Annotated in this window: 16 protein-coding genes; 8 read left to right on the top strand and 8 right to left on the bottom strand. The window is 56.9% G+C overall.

The annotated features are described in order from the left end of the window. Nucleotides 1-179: 179 nt before the first annotated feature. From RSSM_RS14525 to RSSM_RS14505, 5 genes are all read right to left on the bottom strand, one after another. The gene (locus tag RSSM_RS14525; protein ID WP_008680051.1) at nt 180-1,283 is read right to left on the bottom strand and encodes a Gfo/Idh/MocA family oxidoreductase; all 1,104 of its coding nucleotides are present in this window, start codon (nt 1,281-1,283) and stop codon (nt 180-182) included. After that, the gene (gene lpxA, locus RSSM_RS14520) at nt 1,280-2,089 is read right to left on the bottom strand and encodes an acyl-ACP--UDP-N-acetylglucosamine O-acyltransferase (protein ID WP_008680048.1); all 810 of its coding nucleotides are present in this window, start codon (nt 2,087-2,089) and stop codon (nt 1,280-1,282) included. Before lpxA ends, RSSM_RS14525 begins: the two co-directional genes overlap by 4 nt. Before the next feature lie 62 nt (nt 2,090-2,151). Then, nucleotides 2,152-3,063 carry a UDP-3-O-acyl-N-acetylglucosamine deacetylase gene (gene lpxC / locus RSSM_RS14515; protein ID WP_008680046.1) on the bottom strand — a complete coding sequence of 304 codons (912 nt, stop codon included), beginning with the start codon at nt 3,061-3,063 and terminating at the stop codon, nt 2,152-2,154. Nucleotides 3,064-3,264: 201 nt separating this feature from the next. After that, a complete protein-coding gene (locus tag RSSM_RS14510) occupies nt 3,265-3,870 on the bottom strand; it encodes an OmpH family outer membrane protein (RefSeq protein WP_236621158.1) in 606 nt (201 codons plus the stop codon). Between the two features lie 258 nt (nt 3,871-4,128). Beyond that, complete coding sequence (locus tag RSSM_RS14505) at nt 4,129-6,183, bottom strand: M20/M25/M40 family metallo-hydrolase (RefSeq protein ID WP_236621157.1); 2,055 nt, start codon at nt 6,181-6,183, stop codon at nt 4,129-4,131. A gap of 574 nt (nt 6,184-6,757) precedes the next feature. Here RSSM_RS14505 and rnc point away from each other — a divergent pair. From rnc to RSSM_RS14485, 4 genes are all read left to right on the top strand, one after another. Then, a complete protein-coding gene (gene rnc, locus RSSM_RS14500) occupies nt 6,758-7,678 on the top strand; it encodes a ribonuclease III (protein WP_008680036.1) in 921 nt (306 codons plus the stop codon). Between the two features lie 473 nt (nt 7,679-8,151). Further along, a complete protein-coding gene (locus RSSM_RS14495; protein ID WP_144059819.1) occupies nt 8,152-8,625 on the top strand; it encodes a TadE family protein in 474 nt (157 codons plus the stop codon). Nucleotides 8,626-8,720: 95 nt separating this feature from the next. Next, nucleotides 8,721-9,863 carry a vWA domain-containing protein gene (locus RSSM_RS14490; RefSeq protein ID WP_008680029.1) on the top strand — a complete coding sequence of 381 codons (1,143 nt, stop codon included), beginning with the start codon at nt 8,721-8,723 and terminating at the stop codon, nt 9,861-9,863. Nucleotides 9,864-9,865: 2 nt separating this feature from the next. Then, a complete protein-coding gene (locus tag RSSM_RS14485) occupies nt 9,866-10,492 on the top strand; it encodes a TadE/TadG family type IV pilus assembly protein (RefSeq protein WP_173403153.1) in 627 nt (208 codons plus the stop codon). A 123-nt stretch (nt 10,493-10,615) separates the two neighbouring features. Here the strand turns inward: RSSM_RS14485 and RSSM_RS14480 are convergent, their stop codons facing one another. Both RSSM_RS14480 and RSSM_RS14475 read right to left on the bottom strand, forming a co-directional pair. Further along, nucleotides 10,616-11,353 carry a toprim domain-containing protein gene (locus RSSM_RS14480; protein WP_008680026.1) on the bottom strand — a complete coding sequence of 246 codons (738 nt, stop codon included), beginning with the start codon at nt 11,351-11,353 and terminating at the stop codon, nt 10,616-10,618. Further along, nucleotides 11,350-12,315: a serine/threonine-protein kinase gene (locus RSSM_RS14475; RefSeq protein WP_008680025.1), complete on the bottom strand. Its 966-nt coding sequence runs from the start codon at nt 12,313-12,315 to the stop codon at nt 11,350-11,352. Before RSSM_RS14475 ends, RSSM_RS14480 begins: the two co-directional genes overlap by 4 nt. A gap of 85 nt (nt 12,316-12,400) precedes the next feature. On the opposite strand from RSSM_RS14475, the gene RSSM_RS14470 reads away from it, so the two are divergent. From RSSM_RS14470 to RSSM_RS14455, 4 genes are read left to right on the top strand one after another with little or no spacing between them, the layout of a single operon-like run. Further along, nucleotides 12,401-12,667 (top strand): putative signal transducing protein, encoded by a 267-nt coding sequence (locus RSSM_RS14470; protein ID WP_008680023.1) that lies wholly within the window; start codon nt 12,401-12,403, stop codon nt 12,665-12,667. Continuing rightward, nucleotides 12,660-13,697: a 4-hydroxythreonine-4-phosphate dehydrogenase PdxA gene (gene pdxA / locus RSSM_RS14465; RefSeq protein ID WP_008680021.1), complete on the top strand. Its 1,038-nt coding sequence runs from the start codon at nt 12,660-12,662 to the stop codon at nt 13,695-13,697. Before RSSM_RS14470 ends, pdxA begins: the two co-directional genes overlap by 8 nt. Then, nucleotides 13,697-15,436, top strand: coding sequence for a DUF6798 domain-containing protein (locus tag RSSM_RS14460; RefSeq protein WP_044302576.1), 1,740 nt, complete (start codon nt 13,697-13,699; stop codon nt 15,434-15,436). The genes pdxA and RSSM_RS14460 overlap by 1 nt, the downstream gene beginning before the upstream one ends. Beyond that, a complete protein-coding gene (locus RSSM_RS14455) occupies nt 15,433-16,437 on the top strand; it encodes a hypothetical protein (protein ID WP_008680016.1) in 1,005 nt (334 codons plus the stop codon). The genes RSSM_RS14460 and RSSM_RS14455 overlap by 4 nt, the downstream gene beginning before the upstream one ends. On the opposite strand, the gene lpxK is transcribed toward RSSM_RS14455, so the two are convergent. Further along, the gene (lpxK, locus tag RSSM_RS14450) at nt 16,415-17,473 is read right to left on the bottom strand and encodes a tetraacyldisaccharide 4'-kinase (RefSeq protein WP_044302589.1); all 1,059 of its coding nucleotides are present in this window, start codon (nt 17,471-17,473) and stop codon (nt 16,415-16,417) included. The genes RSSM_RS14455 and lpxK overlap by 23 nt on opposite strands. Nucleotides 17,474-17,677 lie beyond the last annotated feature (204 nt).

Genomic DNA, 17,677 nt, shown 5'->3' with positions numbered 1-17,677 from the left:
GAGACTGAGCAACCTGGGAATACTTTCGTGAAGAAAACGTCGACGAACGAGTGTTCCGTCAAAGCGAATTTTTCGGGTAGCGAAACTCGCCAAGAGTTTCGGGAAGGCTCGTGTATTACCGAAAGTCTTGGCGACTTTCGCTACGGCCTGGAACCCTAAATCTTGATCATGTCGCACCACTAGGCTGCGCGACGGGTTCCGCGATCTTGTTCGATACGACGACGCGGGACCGCGTTGGCACCGAGTTCGTCCTGACTTGGGAATGCGTACCAAGCTCGTTGGTCGATCGCCTGCAAGATGGATTCAGCAACGGCAACGGCGCGGGCTCCGGCAGAGCCATCGACGACCGGAACGCCACCGCACTGAACGCTGATCACGAAATCGTGCAGTTCGTCAAGAATCGCGTTTCGCGGCTCGAGTTCCTTCAATTCACACTGCAGGTGAGAATCGAACAGCGAATCGGCATACTTCAGCGGGTTTTCGGCTTCGGTGTTGAGATCGAACTCGCGTTTGGAGAGCGATTCACTCGCCCGAACGGTCGCCAAGGCTGGTTTACCGAAATCGATTTGCGCGAAACCGGCAGGGCTGTACATCACCATGTCGCGAGCTGGCAACGGGCTGATACGAGACGCCTTTAGGTTCGCGACCAATCCACATTCGAATTCCAACCGTGCTTCGGCAATGTCTTCGTGGTCTGACACGACCGACATGCCGCTCGCGGAAATGGAGCGTACCGGTGCGTTGGTCAGCGACAGCACGAGATCCAAATCATGAATCATCAGATCCATGACAACCCCGACGTCGAGACAACGGCCGGGGAAACGTGACGCTCGAGTAGCCTCGACGTACTTCACATCAACGCCGAACTCTTCGAGCGCGGTGAAGGCCGGATTGAAACGTTCGACGTGCCCGACCTGCAAAACCAGGTTTCGGGTCGAAGCGAGCATCGCCAAACGGCGAGCGTCTTGGGCTTCGTGAGTCAACGGTTTTTCGACGAAGAGATGCTTCCCCGCTTTGATCAACGAGGTTGCGATGTCAGCATGGCACTGCGTTGGCGCCGCGATGACAGCGGCGTCAAACGAATCGATCGCGTCGCGGTAGTTCGCGTGAGCGGCAACCGGCGATTCATCCGTATGGTGCGTTGCGGCGATCGCTTCAGCCGCCTGGAGATCCGGGTCGCAAACGGCGGTAAGAACGGCGCCATCGACCTGGGTCAGTAATTTAGCGTGGATTCGTCCGAGATGACCGCCTCCGATGACGGCAACGCGTAGTGCACGGCTCATGCTGCTTTCTTTCGGCGGTCCCGACCTCGTCCGGCCCGACCACCACATGTGGTTTCTAAACAATCAAAAAGGTGTCGGAGCACAGGTCGTATAGGACCTGTCTTAAACATCTCGACGCGAGATGGTTCGATGCCGATTCGCTGGCGATACAACAGACGGAAGGCCTGTGTCAGCACAGCAATATCGTCTTCGGTGTAGTCATGACGTTTCAGACCGACGGTGTTGATACAACGCGGTTTGGCGTCATACCCTTCGATGATGACGTAGGGAGGCACGTCCTGAAGGATACGGCTCATCGCTCCGACGAAGGCGAGCGTTCCGACCGAGACAAATTGGTGAATACCGGCACCACCGGCGATGGTGACATCGTCATGGATATGGGCATGGCCCGCGATCATGCAGTTGTTCGCCATCACGATCCGATTGCCGATGTTGCAATCGTGGGCGATGTGCGTTCCGGTCATTAGGTAGTTTTGGTTGCCGACACGAGTCACACCATCTTCTTTTTCGCTGGCGCGGTTGATCGTGACTTGTTCACGGAACACATTCCCATCACCGATCTCAACACGAGTTGGCGTGGCACGATAGCTCACGTCTTGCGGGTGCGATCCGATCGAGCAGTGAGAGAACACTTGGTTGTCATTGCCGAGGCGGGTAACGCCGGTAATGGTCACGTGATCTTCGATCCGGCAACGATCACCAATGGTGACATCAGGTCCGATCACGCAAAAATGACCGACGCGAACGTCTTTACCCAACTTGGCTTTCGGGTCGACCACGGCGGTAGGAGCGATCACGACACTCATCGGGGAGTCCTTAGTGAGAGAGCTAGCATTCGAGGCGGGAGGTTCAAGATTGTCGTCATGCCTTACGCGGCACGGCGGGTTTTCTGGGTCGCTTGTGGGGCAAACATATTGTGTGGTGTTGCGGAATGGGCCAGCATTTGCGAGAGCTTCTGGGCGAGCATTCCATTGAGGCGGTGGCCTCCACGTTCGGACACGAACCGTCCTATCAAATCGACTCCGACGAGCGAAAGATCACCAATCAGGTCGAGTGTCTTGTGACGAGCACATTCGTTTCGATAGCGGAACTGGTTTTCGACCGGTCCGTCTTCGCCAATCACGAGCAACTCTTGGTTGGAAACGTGTTTAGCAATTCCACCGGCCCGCAGTTGTTGAGCCTGTTCGAGGGTCACAAACGTGCGTGCTGCGGCAACTTGCCGCGAGAATTGTCGTGGCGTGAGGTCAAACTGAAACGACTGTTTGGGGATCACGCTGGCGGTGCCATAGTCGAGTCGGTACCCGTAGTGACTCCGCATGTCTTCACACGGATTGACTTCGATGCAGGCGTCGCCTTGCCGCACGCTCATCGGCCGATCAATGACCAATTGCTGTTTGAGAGCGGCTTGGATCACTAGCCCTGCGGATTGCAGAGCGCCGACGTAGGCATCACTGCTGCCGTCGAGTCCGGGCATTTCCTCCGCGTCGGTTTCAACGACACAGTTATCGATTTCGAGCCCGGCGAGTGCAGCCATGAGGTGCTCCACCATGGCGAAGCAAGCTTCACCGTTGTGGAGATTGGTTCGAAATTGCACACTGTCTGCGAAATCAATGCGGGCCGGGCATTGGGGGTGTCCGGGCAAATCAGTGCGTACAAAAACGATGCCTGTCCCCGCGGATGCGGGCAGGAAACGGACTCGAATGGATTGCCCACTCCAGTAGCCGCGGCCGACGACCTCGCAGGTCGACGCAATGGTATGTTCGTTTCGATATCCGATCACGGCGTGGGCCTCCTTGCCGCGCCAGGGATCGCCACTCGTGAGTGACGCCCCTCTTCACGATTAACTAGGTTCGACGCAAAACGGCCGAACCGTTTGAACAATTTGACATGTCGTTGAACACGTCAACGACAACGGCCTCATGCCGTTGCCGTTACTTGGTAACGCTTGACGCCGACTACTCGGCGAGTTCTCGGTCGAGAACTATTTGCGTGCGGCAGCTTGTCCGCCAGCAACCAAGACCTTGTCGAGGTACTGCATCACGCCTGGGGTCATGTCGAGAGCTTCGTCGTGATAGACGATGTTTTTCATGACGCCACGAATGACGGACTCACCTTTTTCGAGGTCCATGTCTTCGCTGTTGTAACGCAGAACAAGGTTAATCTTGTAGTGCTGAGCGAGGACTTTGACGCCGGCAGCGATGTGCTGGTAGTTGTCGTAGTAGATCTTTGCTTCGCGGTCAGCGAGCTCTTTGCGTTTGCGAGCCATGTCGAGACGGAGCTTGGATTCCATCGAGGCGACACGCTCTTCTTGCGCGGTGTACTCAGGCGAACCAGGTTGGAAAGTCTTGAGTTTCTCAGCGGCTGCTTTCAGCTCGTTTCGCTTTCCTTGGAGTTCGGTGTCGAACTCTTTGAGATTCTGCTCAACCTGTTTAACTTGAGCTTTGATCCCTTCGTTGTTCTTGAAGATGTATGCAACATCCACCACGGCGATCCGGTGTCCACTTTCTTGAGCAGACGCGGCGGTCGGGGCGAGAACGGTGAGGGTGGTGATGGCCAGGGCTAAGGCCGAAAGAACAGATAGTCGCACGTCCGCTACTCCTTGCGTGGTGAATGCGAATTTCAAAACCGAGTAGACGCTTCATCGTTGACAGCGTCCTACGCTGTAAATCAAACGTCTCCGAATCGAGATGTATACGTTTGCGCCAATGAAACGCAGGTCATCCCAATGTGGTCTCGGATTGTGTCACTCGCGGGCGAATCGGGCAAGACTGATCTGTGCCGTTTTTCGCCCTCTGAAAAAATATTTACAAAGTCCTCAAAGCCGGGATTTCACGAGGAAATGCCATTATCGAGCACGTAACTTGATGTCAAACGTTAACTCTGTCTGCCCTCGTTGAACCGTCAACGGCAACCGATCGCCCGGCGAACGCCGACGCAGTTGATCCATGAACTGTTCGATTGTGGAAATGCGTGCTTTGCCAATCTTGACCACACGATCTCCCGCGAGCAAACCACTCTCCTGAGCGGGACCGGACGCGAGAATTGACGAGAGTACCACCTCGGACGGTTGCTGAGACAGTGTCACCCCCATGACAACCGTCAATTGACGACGGATTTGGACGTTTGCTTCTGTCTTTTCGTAAACCGGACGCTCAGGCACTGTCGCCAATCGCTCGCTGACCTGAGAGATCATATCGGTTATTCGTTCCATACCGTCCAGGTTTAGTTTGTCAAAATCATCGCTTGGGCGGTGATAGTCGGCATGCAGCCCGGTAAAGAAAAACAGCACCGGGATCTTCGCCTCATAGAAAGACGAATGGTCGCTCGGCCCATACCCACTCGGTACCGTGACAATGCGAAATTGTGTCGCCTGATTGACCTGTTCGATCAAAGGCTCGAACGAAGGAGCCGTCCCGGAACCGTAGACCGTCAGTTCGTTGTCATAGAGTCGGCCGACCATGTCCATGTTGATCATCGCAACCGTCGATGAAATCGGGAAACGTGGATGTTTGACGTAGTGTTTGCTTCCCAAGAGCCCTCGCTCTTCACCGGTGAAAGCAATGAACACCACGCGTCGATGGTCGGTCGGCGAATGGGGCCCTGTGAGTTTATCGGTCAATTCACCGGCCACGCGCAGCAACGCCGCCGTCCCGCTGGCGTTGTCATCGGCCCCATTGTGGATCGCGATCGTGTCAGGAGCGAGTGATCCAAACTCCCCCATCCCGACGTGATCGAAATGAGCTCCGATAATGAGCGTCTCGTCGGCCAGATTGCCGCGACCGGGCAAATAAGCGACGACGTTGGGGCTGGAGACTTTCGATGGCGAGATACTCACCCCCAATCGGGCGTGAACCTGATCCAGTTCGAAGCTGCGAGGTTGCCAGTCGGAATCAATCTTTGCCTCAACCTCGGTCAGCGGCCTCGACATCAAGCGGTTGGCAAGTTCCCGCGAAATACTCAGCACGGGGATCGCCGGTCGTGTCGTTCGTTCGCCGGTTGCCGGGTCCACGATCTCCTGATCACCCGGGGTCGGATTCAGGCCTGCTCCTCCGATCGCGAGCAGTCCACGCCGGGCCGCATCGACCTGCCCGTCCATTTCACCGAGCATCGCTTCGATCCGGGCAATCTGGTCGCTCAGCTTTTTACGGGAATTCACCGCGGCTTCGGGTAAGGCGAGCCAACGCTGTTGGATTTTCTCCAGGCGTTCTTCTTCGGCCTCGCGTCGTTTGCGAACCTGAGTGATCATCCGCTCGACGCTGCTCGGATCATTGACGATCATCACCGCCGCGGCCCCTTGATCGACCGCGGTGGTGATTTTGGTATCGAAGTAAGCGTGGCGTGAATTCTCGACTCCATCGAACGGACTGGTGGGATCGTTCACCCCCGGTTCCTTACGCAGCATCATGACGACTTTGCCCCGGACGTCGACGCCGGCGTAGTCGTCATACCGATGTTCGGGAGCACGAATTCCATAGCCGACCCAAACCACGTCGGCTTCGGCGAGGCCCTGACGGGTGCCCACGGCGAGCGGCGTGAAGTCGCGTTCGAGCTGCAACCCGTCGGCACTGGCGTTGGCATCAGTCGTTTCGAGATCGGTGCTCGACACCGGTTCCCCCGCAACCGTCAACTCGAGGTAGTTTTCTTCGACCGAGTTCAGTTCCGGACCGACGGAAATGTCAACCATTTGCAAAGGTGAATTGCCGAACACTTCCGTTTGCAAGCCGAGCTCTGCGAACCGCTCGCTGAGATAATCGGCGGCTCGAAAGATGGAAGGGTCGATGCTACTGCGGCCCTTGAGTTCATCGTCGGTGAGAAACTTCAGATCCTCAATCATCCTTCGTTGCAGGTCCGCCGAGGTGGCATCATCCGCGGATGGGTCGGACGCGTCGGGAACCGACATCTCGTTCGGTTCGACCGCGCAAGCCGTTGCTGCCAGGAGGACAACCGCAAAGAGAGCAACGTTAGCTAGAGCGAACCCTCGTCGGCCAGACTTCAAAATGAATCCGAGCGAATCAATCATGCGAAGATCAATATTGTATGCGTGTGAGGCGTCAATGAACTCAATCACAATCAGTATAGGTGAGCAAGCCAAATAAGTGAGCGTCTCCCACCGAGCCAAACCGTAACGGGGTAAATCGCACCTGCTATTGCATGTGTTGACTCGAAATCCGGGAGCCTGCGGACGGCGGCGACATGCCCCAACCTGCCCGCGCAACGCTCTGGCGAAATAGGGCGTCCTCGACTATCCTAGGCAAGATGTCGCAGTCACTCACCGGTGGCCGAAAAGCGTCGTTTCCTCCGATCACCCTCACGGTCTGATCGCGGATCGCCAGCGTCGGATTCGTTGAATCGAAAACGCCGCTCGCATCCGGAAGACGGTCACGTCTTCGGAGCGGAACCACATTCGGCCACCGGCGCGGGACTGAAGCTTGGCGGATGAACGTTCGTCTCTTCAATCTACCCATGGTTCTCCCTTGTCCTCCTCTGATTCCGACCCGCCATCTTCGGATGCTACGAAAGTCGATGCCGTTCCGCCTTCACCGTCCAACGCGGAGCTCGCCGGTCCAGGTCAATTTGTTGCCAATCAACGGCAAAAGCATCCCGGATCGATTCATCTCGTTGACACCGCGGCGGCCGACCAACCGTATGCGGATTCCGACGCCAAACTGAAACGGTGCCAGGAAATTCTCGACTACGAGTTTCAAGACCAAACGCTGCTCAAAGCGGCACTCACCCACGCATCGGGCGCAGCGAATCGTCTTTCGAGCAACGAACGATTGGAATTCCTTGGCGATGCCGTTTTGGGGATGACGGTCTGCCAATGGCTCTTTGAGGAATACCCCGAGTACAGCGAAGGCGACCTGACCAAGATCAAATCCGCCGTTGTCAGCAGACGAGCATGTGGGCGAACCGCCACCGCACTGGGTCTGGACGAATGCCTGATCGTCGGTCGGGGCGTGACCCGCAACCGCAGCTATCCACGCTCGCTCGTCAGTGACGTGTTCGAATCGGTGATCGCCGCGCTCTATTTAGACGGCGGTGCCGAGATCGTGCGTGACCGGCTGAAAAAATGGCTCGCCCAGGAAGTCCGCTTGGCGGTCGACACGCAAGGATCCGGCAACCATAAATCAGTACTTCAGCAATACGCTCAGCGAGAACTGGCCTCGACCCCGGTCTATAAACTGATTCGCGAAAGCGGACCTGATCACCGAAAAACCTTCTTGATCGGTGCCGTCGTGGACCAGCGGGCCTTTGCGCCGGCGTGGGGCAACAATAAGAAAGACGCTGAACAGCGTGCGGCGGCAAACGCGCTAGCGGAATTGCACAATCAGCCAATCCCGCACCAAAGCGATGACGCCAATTCGCCGCAAGGCAATTCGGCCTCCAATTCATAGCGTTCCGGCGTAGCATCGCCGCTCTCTCGCCGCCCTCTATCGCCACACAGACGAACGCCCCACTCCTGCGAGGCGTCACCCCAGAGATGCCCGCACTACCTCAGAGATGCCCGCGGCGACGTGCGGTGGGAGCGTCGATCGTAGCGTCTGCTCCCGATCAATCGCTACAGATTGTCTATCCGGACGTTCACCTGGCTCCGAAGCGAGCATTCTTGGCCGACGCATTTTCTCGTAGTGAAAATCCGTGACCTAGGTTTACCTGAGGTCTCGTTCCGTGGTCCCCGTTGCGCAAACACGCTAGGGCGCGACAGGTATCGATGCTTCGAAACCGCCCGCGGAACACGCCTGCCCCTTTTTTAACGATGCGTTGAGCACGTCGATGCGATGGGTACGGACCGATCGACAGGCACGATATCGATTTTCAACACAATCCCAAACCATTCGAACACCTGATTGTAAAACGAGTTATGCGGATGTTCGCACAGACCTTTTCATCATTCTTCCGCCGGCATGACCGGCTTCCGAATTCCACGCCGGTAGGCCGCCTGAGAAAGAAGAACGGCAAGCCAGCGCGCGGCGGGATCGCCGTCACCGAACTCGCTATCGGGCTTCCTATCGTGCTGCTCGTTGCGATGGGGACCATGGAAATGTGCACCATCATCCGACTTCGCCAGAAACTCAAGATGATCGCATATGAAGGCGCACGTGTCGGCATCCTGCCCGACGCCGGGGCGGAGAACGTCGATTGGCAATGCACCACTCTATGCACCGAACAATCCATTGAATCTGCCTCGATCGAAATGACACCGGCCGATCCGAGCAGCCTCGACTCCGGCGACTGGTTCCAAGTCAGCGTCGCGGCACCGTTTACCGCGAACTCGTTGACGGGGGCCTGGATGATCGACGCCTTCTCGCTCGATGAATCAGTCTCGCTGCAAAAACCGTAATCGCTTCCACTTTCGCCCCCCCATTTTCGCAGCAATCCAGTTTCGCGGCAGCAACTCGGCCCGCCCCATATCGCCCATCCGCATTCGAGACATCCATGTCACGCACCTTTTTCGACACGCCTGTGAAACAACAACCACGCAACGGTTCGGTTACCGTCTTGCTGGTCGTGTTGCTTCCCGTGCTGTTCATGCTTTCCTCCTACGCGATCAACATCGCTTACATCGAAGCGGTGAACGCGGAAGTCCAAATCACAACTGACGCGGCGGTGCAGGCAGCAGGCCGAGCCTATATCCAGAGCGGTGATGAAAACGCCGCTTTGGTCGCCGCCCAAGACGCCGCAGCGCGAAACCAGATCTCAGGCAAAACGATTCCGATCACCGCATCGGATCTCGAATTCGGATCGAGTTTGCGAACGTCGATGTCGGACGGCTACGATTTCACTCCGGTCTCCGGTGCAGAAGAGGGCAACGCGGTTCGCCTCACAACAAACGCTCTTCGCAACGCGACGTCCCCCGTTTTTTCGCCACTGTTTCCGACCATGGGTGTCGACGTACAGATCCGCCCGCATCGGACCGCGATCAGCACCCAAAGCACGATGGATGTCGCGTTAATCCTCGACCGTAGCGGATCGATGGCTTACGCGAGCGACGAAACGGCGGATCCCTATGTGAATCCCGCTGCCGCTCCGCCGGGGTGGACGTTTGGCGATCCGGCACCACCGAACTCTCGCTGGTTGGACGTGGTGGCGTCGGTGCAGTCGTTCAAGAATTACCTCGAAGAGTCTCCTCAAAAGGAAAAGCTCTCGCTCTCAACCTACTCTGACAACACCTCGACCGAGCAAATCCTGACGTTCGAGTATCAAAGCATTCTCGACGGATTGAACGTGCACACCAACCAGTTCAACGGTGGAGGGACAGCCATTGGAATGGGGCTCTACGAAGCCCTCGGTGCGATCACGGATGAATCCGTTTCTCGTCCCTACGCGGTGAAAGTCATGATTCTTCTGACCGACGGAAATCACAACACGGGCACCAGCCCGGAATCCGCGTCGTGGAGCATTAAGAATGCGGGTGTCACCCTTTTCACGATCACCTTCAGTAACGAGGCCGGACAAAACCGCATGAAGAATCTCGCTGAGAATTGTGGCGGCTTGCACTTTCACGCCGTCGATGCGACTCAGTTGACCGCCGCGTTTGAAGATATCGCCCGACGCCTTCCATCCCTGATGACCGAATAAATATGAGCGTATTTCAAACTCCAACGCGCCGGTCCAATCGTGCCGGTGCCGCAGCCGTGGAAATGGCGATCGTTTCAACGGTCCTGTTTGCAGTGATCATCAGCAGCATCGAGATGTCGCGGATGTCCATGCTGCGTCACTCGGCTGACTATTCCGCCTACCTCGGAGCCCGTGTCGGCATTATCACCGGTGCGAGCACGTCTGATGTCGAAGCCCGAGTGGATGATCACTTGGCGAAACTCGGGGTCAAGAACGCCGTCGTCACGGTCGCCCCCGATCCGATCACCGAAGCGACCACCCAGGTTCAAGTCGAAGTCGCCATTCCGGCGTCCGGCAATAGCTGGATCATGCCCAAACACTTTACCGGCTCGGTCGTCGGACGCTGCACCCTGCTCACCGAACGTTCGGCGATGGTGATGAGCAAAGCCATGCCGACACCACCGCCTCCTCCACCAGAACCAGAACCAGAACCAGAACCAGAACCGGAGCCGGAACCAGAGCCAGAACCCGAACCGACGCCGGAGCCAGAGCCGTCACCAGAACCGGAGCCAGAGCCCGAACCGGAACCAACTCCTGAACCGGAGCCCGAACCAGAACCGGAACCAGAGCCTCCGCCACCGATGCTGTAGGCCGAAATCGACATGAACGCCTCTTCCGAATACACACGTGTTCGGGAGGGGCTGATCGGCCAAGGTGAATCCGCGCACGACCGCTGCCGCGTTATAACTTGCTCAGCGTCGCAAAACGCCCCTTCAACTGCCGAACATGGAGATCGCGCTGTCGACCTCTTCGATGGTCAGGCAAGATTGCCGCCGCGAGGCCGGATCGACACACGTGCTGCGAAGCAAGGGAACGTGCAAACTGCCGAGCCCGCGATGGCGAATCCTCTGATAGTCGGTGACGCCATGTTTCTTGAGCGCGTCTTCCACCGCAGCGGCGTGCTCAGGACTCGAGGCGACCGGCCATCTTGATACATCGTTCGATGAAACTGCCTGCAACCGGAAGACGAACATCGGCGGGCGAACCACTTCGATACGCCCGGCTCGGATCAGGTCGGGAGCGTACTTTCGAAAGAACGCCATCATCAACACACTGCAGTGAATCCCGTCAGCGTCGGGGTCCATCAGCAGGACCAACTTCTCGTAAACGCAGTTCTGCGGTGACGCGAGATTTCGGATCGCCTCATCACAGTCGGCCGGATTCTGCATTCGAGATCCCAACAACGTCTCGAAGATACGGCAAAACACTTCGTTGCTTCTCGCCGCATCTCGGCCCGCCTTGATCGCGTTGAGAGGCTTGCCTTGCAAAGCAAGAATGGATTGCACGCGTGCATCTCGAACTTGATCGACTGATTTCGCAGCGCTGTCGCCTTCGACGATCAAACATTCGGTACCAGTAACGACGCCGACACGTTTTTGAGGATCGACGGCACCGACAGAACCGACCGCTTCACAGGGGTAGTGTGTCGGCTGCTTCCCGTAAGCGATCAAACCAGGTCTCGCAAATCCGAGATCACATCACGCATGGACTGATATCGTTTTTCGGGACGTTTCTGCAAAGCACGCCCGACGATCTCATCAATCTCTTTGGGAATGTTGTACTGTGGGGATCGCTGACTCGGCGGTTCGATTTCACGATGTCGAATATTCTCAAACGTTTCATCGATCGTTTTGCCACGAAACGGTTCACGGATCGCCATCACTTCGTAGAGAACGACCCCAACGCTGAAAACATCGGAACGTTCGTCGATCGTCCGGTTGCCAACGATCTGTTCGGGTGACATGTACAGCGGCGTTCCCGGTCGTTGGCCACCGCCGGTCAGTGTCTGCAACTGTTCGGCTTCGATTTCAGGTCGGACTTCGAGCGAGCTATCGTGCAGCGGTTGGTTGTCGTCGGCGTGGCCCCAAACCTTGGCAACCCCCCAATCCAACAAAATCACTTCGCCAAAGTTTCCGACCCAAATATTCTCGGGTTTGACGTCGCGATGGATCACACCGCGAGCATGCGCGTAGGCAAGCGCCTGACATGCCGAAGCCACAATCTCGATTCGACGATCGATCGGGTAATCACGGATGGCACTCTCGTCGCCGCGGGCAATCCGTTTGAGAATCTCAAAAAGATTCTCGCCCGAGATCCGTTTCATGACGAAATAGACACCTTCGAGATCATCTTCGCCGATATCGTATACTGGTACCGTGTTGGGATGCTGCAACTGAGCCGTCACCCGGGCTTCACGAAGCAACCTTCGTCGTTCGCGACGATCAAACCTCGTTTCCGGCAGCAGTTTTTTGATGGCAACGGTGCGACCGGTGACCGGATCAAACGCTGCTTGCAAAACCCCCGTACCTCCCCGCGCCATTTCCCGCAGGCCGGTGTATCGTTTCAGCCCGCGAGGAACATTCTTTGGCAAATCGGGGTCTGTTCCCGACAGAATGATGGTGGGTTCGTTCATGGTGTTGCTATTGTATCGTGTTGCTCGCCGTGTGTGCGAACCGCTCGATTCGGTCAGAAAGATTCACACTCAAAGAACCTAGACAATGAACATGCCCGCCGATAAGGACGACGACAAGCTCGACGATGCCAATTTAGTTACCGTCGCGGAGCGTGCCAACGAGATCTCCGCTGGCGTTCTGGTAAATATTTTGGCCGACGAAGGAATTCGTGCAGTTTCCGTTGGTGGATTTACCGCGGGTTTCCGTGCGGAGGCACCCGGATGGGTCCAAGTGAAAGTGTTTGAAAAAGATTCTGAGCGAGCAAAAAAAATTATCGCCGAAGTCAAAGAAGCTAATCCCGAGAATGAATGAACCGTGTCCCAAGTTGGCGATCACGATGGGCGATGCCGGAGGCGTCGGCCCCGAATTAGCGTTGCGTGTTTGGCAACGTGAGGATGTCCGCGAAGCCGGGCTGCCGATTTTGATGGGCTGTGCCGATCTTTTCGCACGTGTCGCCAAAGAAAACTCGCTCGACTTACCCGAAACGATCGCTTTGTCGCAACTCGCCGACATACCGCTAGGTTCCGACGGGTTTATCGTTGACGTGGGCGAACTCGACGCAGCCGCCGTACAGCCCGGTTCTTACTCAGGCGATACAGGCAAGGCGTCCTACGAAACGATGTGCGCGGCGATCGACGCGGCGTTGGACGGAAGGGTGGATGCGGTCGTCACCGGTCCCATTCAGAAAGAAGCGTGGATGCAGGCGGGCATCACTTTTCCTGGCCATACCGAACTGCTCGCCGATCGAGTCGGAAAGGCACAGGGATCCGCCCCGATCGATGTGCGAATGATGCTAGCGAGCGAGACCATCGCGTGTGTCCTCGAAACCATTCATGTCCCCTTGGCGGACGTTCCCGGACTGCTCAACACGGAGTCTCTCGCCAAAACGATCGACATGGCCGGCCGCGCGATGCAGCGTCGCAATCGTCGACGCGGCAGTCTGCTACCGCCTCGAATCGGCGTTTGCGGGCTCAATCCACACGCCGGTGAACATGGGATGTTCAGCCATCACGAAGAAGAGAATATTGTCATTCCGGCGATCGAGATTGCCCGCGAAAATGGATGGGACGTGCATGGTCCGTTACCGCCCGACACGGCGTTCACTCCCGCGATGCGAGAACGAATCGACGTCTATGTTTGTCTGTACCACGACCAGGGTTTGATTCCACTGAAAGCACTTTCCTTTGATGACGCCGTGAACGTGACACTCGGCCTGCCAATCGTTCGTACGAGTGTGGACCACGGGACAGCCATGGACTTGGCATGGAAAGGCGTCGCGTCGGAAAAAAGCATGATTGCGGCAATCCGATTGGCATCTGAGTTGGTTGAGTCGACGTTGTGATGAGCCGGTCGAAACAATGGTTGAGCTGGATTGCGATCCTAGGGCTATTTTTCGTTTACGCCGGAGATGCCCCGCCGGGTGTCAACGAAGCCCACTATCTTGCGAAGGCAAAAAACTTCTGGGACCCGAGTTGGTGCAGTGAAGACCTCTTCGTGTCGTCGGGGAAGGCACACTGGCTGTTCTATCAATTGTTCGGATGGCCAACGTTGTTCTTTTCGCTCTCGACCACTGCGTGGATCGGGCGTTTGATCGGTTGGGGCATGCTTGCGGCAGGTTTGGCCCGTCTGAGTTCCCAAATACGCTTGCCATCCGCGGCGGCCCCGCTCGTCGCCGTTCTCTGGGTTGCCGGAATCCAAGAAGGCAACCTCGCCGGTGAATGGGTTGTTGGAGGGATCGAAGCGAAGGTTCCCGCCTACGCCTTGGTACTGTTTGGCATCGCTGAATTGCTCCGCCGAAACTGGTCGGCGACTTGGATCTTGTTTGGAACCGCGTCAGCCTTTCACGTCCTGACCGGTGGATGGTCAGTGGTCGCCGGGGCAATCGCGTTTCTCTATCTCGAACGGATCGGCACAAACGGCGAACAGGTTCGCCAACCTTTCTTTCGTCCCGCGCTGTTTGCCGGCGGGCTGATATCGCTGGTCGGGTTGTTGCCGGCTGCCGCAATGTCGGCGGGCACGACGCCGGAGGAATCCGTCTCCGCGGCGAGAATCTACACGTACTTTCGCATATCACACCACCTTCTACCGTCCGCGTTCCATTTCGATTGGTTTGTCCGCCACAGTGTTCTGACGATCGTGACGGGCCTCTTTCTAGGTGCCGATTGGTTCTACGCAGAAAACTCGCGTCGCAGCGGCATTGTCGCTTTGGCTTCGTTCGCCGCGGGTGCGTTGTTGATCAGTCTTTGTGGGCTGGTGGTCGGGATGCTACCAGCCGTTGCACCGGATTTAGCGGCCAAGCTGCTGCGTTTTTATTGGTTTCGTTTGGCCGATGCGATCACACCACTCGCACTCGCGTGCAGCATCACTGGCCTACTGTCGAGCTACGCATCCAAATTACCCGCCGAACCGGACGCGTCGATTTGGAAACGGATCAGAAGTTCGGTTCAACGCGATCTACGCTCAACATGCATTATTGCGGGAGGCATCGTTGTCGTATTTGCGATTTATCACGCGGGTCGATCGACCTGGGAACGTGTTGCCGACAACGTCCCGATCTCACACAGCAACCGATTGCTGGGGCTCAACCGCAGTGCGAGTTACTGGAAACAACGCCGCACGATGGAAGATTGGATCGACGTTTGCCGATTCGTTCGTGCCAACACCGCCACCGACGCGGTCTTGTTGACACCTCGTCACCAACAATCCTTCAAGTGGTATTCACATCGCGCCGAGGTCGTGAACTGGAAAGACATCCCCCAGGACGCCGAACACCTCCGCAAATGGGCACGCCGATTCGTCGAGGTCTTTCCCATGGAACTGTCGACGATGCGGGTTACCATCCGATACGACCGTCTCCGCGACTTCCGACGCCGATACGAAGTCGATTGGATGATTGTTGACCGTCGGGTTGTCGGACCGCAGTTGCCTTTGGTGCAGGTTTATCCGGTTGGCGAAGAACGCAATTCGACGTACGCCGTCTACCGTCTCCCCACAATCAACGATTCACCTCAAAACGAAACAGTTGATGACGGGACACGCGGAGAACGAACAAACGATTCTTCACCGGATTCCACGCCATGACGACCGCGAGAGTTCGCACCATTTGCCCGCACTGCAAGGCCGTGCTCGAGATCGATCGACGGAGTTCATCTTCGGTGGCGATTTGTGGTGCGTGCGACGCGGACGTTGAGTTCGATCGGTCTTCCCGAAACACCCCGGCAACAATTAATCACTCATCGCCAGGAGACTCGGCGCTGCGATCGTTTCCGATCGTGCCCGCGTTGGACGGGATACTCGTCAAAGCAATTGTCTTCCTACGAGAACACTGGCTAGTTTTATTACTGACATCGGTCGCTGCGAATTTGATCTGGTTCGTCCTGATTGGCTGGCCGATCAACATGCTCCGGGAAGGATGGAGCCAGCTCGGACGCGAAGACGGAGGCTCTCTGTCACTCGGAACGCTGCTCAGCGGAAGTGCGATCACGGGATTCCTGCTGGTGCCGGTTTCGGCATACACCCTCGTCGTCCTGGTGCGTCTCTCACTGGAGATCACTCGGTACGGTGCGACACTGCAAACCGAAAACAAACTCTCCCAAATCGTCAATGCGCTGCGTGTCCCCTTCTCGATCATCATGCGAATGACGGGGCTCTTGCTGATGGTGGCGACCTTGTTTGCGTTCACCTCATTCATCGGATTGATCGCAACGGTCTGCCTGTCGTTTGCGATGGACCAACAGACCGCAGTCTGGGTCGGCACACTCTTCGTGGGAGCTCTCCTGGTCGGCATCATCTTCCTACTGCAGTGGCTGCTGTGGCCGACGGTGTTTTTCATTTCCGACGGACGTGCCGATCTGATCACTGCGACGCAGTGGGGAGCAGGCTTGTCAATGCGTCACCGAAAGTTGACAGTGTCACTTGTCACGATCTATTTCGTGCTCGCAACCGCAGGATCGATGCTGTTTTATGTTGGCCAAATTCTGACCACACCGATAGCGACGCTGCCTCTTGCGATCGGATACCTTCGCATGACGGGTGGGGAATACGACCGATCCGAAACGCTCACGTCGTCAGAAGACTCATGAGAAGTCCTTGCAGTTCCTCGTCGCCCGACCGATACGCGAGATCAATCTGCAAGTAGCCGAGCGGCACACCGGCGAGTTCGTCGACGGCGATTTTCACCGCGTCTTTGTGTGTGCATAAAACCAACTCCGGTGTGTTGGAGGCCTTCAACTCGACCAGCCATTGGTTCAATCGCTCTCGAGCCTCTCGCTCGTAGGGGTCGTGATCAGGTAGTCGAAAGTGCCCGATCACGTCGGCCCCACACTCGCGTGCCGTTTGTTCAAACGCATCCGGATTTCCGATCGCTGAAACGAGTGCAATGCGACGCCCGGACAAAGACGCGATCGGTTCGGAGGGACGATGCTCGAACACGACACGTGTCGCCGCGTGAGTGGTTTCGAGCAACGGACGATTACCGAGATGAGATCGAATCTCTTGGCAAATCGCATCTCGTCTGGACTCCTCGATCTGATCAGACCTTGTCAAAATCACCGCGTCGGCACGACGCAGACTGCTGACCGGTTCCCTCAAATAGCCGCGTGGCAGCAAATGCCCAAACCCGAACGGGCAGGTGGCATCGACAACGACGAGATCCAAGTCGCGGTACAAGCGACGATGTTGAAACCCGTCGTCCATGACAATGATGTCGGCTTCTAACTCATCGACGGCGATTTGAGCGGCCTCGACTCGATCAGGGTGCTGAACATGGGGGACGTCCGGAAGCCGCTCGGCCAATTCCAAGGCTTCGTCGTTGACCCCCGTTTCCCCCGCACCGTAGCCGCGACTCACGATGGCGACCTGTCGTCCAAGGTCTCGCAATCGCCGACACAGATCACAAACGACAGGCGTCTTGCCCGTTCCGCCGGTCGTCAAATTTCCGACGCTGATGACCGGCACGTCGGCTCGACAAACTTCCTTGCGACCGGCGTCATATTGAGCCCGACGAACACGTGCTGCCGCACCATAGAGAAGACTCGCCGCCCACAAAGAGGCTCGCATCGAGGCGGCTGCCGGTCCGGTTCTCTGACCGCTGAGCAAGGAGCGATGATCGAGATTCATCATGAAGTGCGTCTCGCGAAAACGAGCAATCGTGGGACGTCACAGACTCGTCTTAGAACCTGTCCAAACCTTTCCAAACAGCCAGCAAACCAATCAGCCGGCGGGTGTTCGTCCGGGTTGTCCCATGGAAACCTCGGGGCGCGCCGAGCGGCAGATGAGTTTTCAGATAGGTTCTTAGAATCGGCTGACCGGCCGAGAACCGGA

The organism is Aporhodopirellula sallentina SM41 (assembly GCF_000346505.1).
GTDB classification, from domain to species: Bacteria; Planctomycetota; Planctomycetia; order Pirellulales; family Pirellulaceae; genus Rhodopirellula; species Rhodopirellula sallentina.
This window is presented reverse-complemented; position numbering and strand designations above follow the sequence as displayed.

Coding starts and splice junctions, on each gene's coding strand:
- lpxA (WP_008680048.1), bottom strand. CDS start 2,089: ATGAGTGTCGTGATCGCTCCTACCGCCGTGGTCGACCCGAAAGCCAAG.
- RSSM_RS14475 (WP_008680025.1), bottom strand. CDS start 12,315: ATGAACGAACCCACCATCATTCTGTCGGGAACAGACCCCGATTTGCCA.
- RSSM_RS14505 (WP_236621157.1), bottom strand. CDS start 6,183: ATGTCGGTTCCCGACGCGTCCGACCCATCCGCGGATGATGCCACCTCG.
- RSSM_RS14460 (WP_044302576.1), top strand. CDS start 13,697: ATGAGCCGGTCGAAACAATGGTTGAGCTGGATTGCGATCCTAGGGCTA.
- pdxA (WP_008680021.1), top strand. CDS start 12,660: ATGAATGAACCGTGTCCCAAGTTGGCGATCACGATGGGCGATGCCGGA.
- RSSM_RS14455 (WP_008680016.1), top strand. CDS start 15,433: ATGACGACCGCGAGAGTTCGCACCATTTGCCCGCACTGCAAGGCCGTG.
- lpxK (WP_044302589.1), bottom strand. CDS start 17,473: ATGAATCTCGATCATCGCTCCTTGCTCAGCGGTCAGAGAACCGGACCG.
- RSSM_RS14495 (WP_144059819.1), top strand. CDS start 8,152: ATGTTCGCACAGACCTTTTCATCATTCTTCCGCCGGCATGACCGGCTT.
- RSSM_RS14470 (WP_008680023.1), top strand. CDS start 12,401: ATGAACATGCCCGCCGATAAGGACGACGACAAGCTCGACGATGCCAAT.
- RSSM_RS14485 (WP_173403153.1), top strand. CDS start 9,866: ATGAGCGTATTTCAAACTCCAACGCGCCGGTCCAATCGTGCCGGTGCC.
- RSSM_RS14490 (WP_008680029.1), top strand. CDS start 8,721: ATGTCACGCACCTTTTTCGACACGCCTGTGAAACAACAACCACGCAAC.
- RSSM_RS14525 (WP_008680051.1), bottom strand. CDS start 1,283: ATGAGCCGTGCACTACGCGTTGCCGTCATCGGAGGCGGTCATCTCGGA.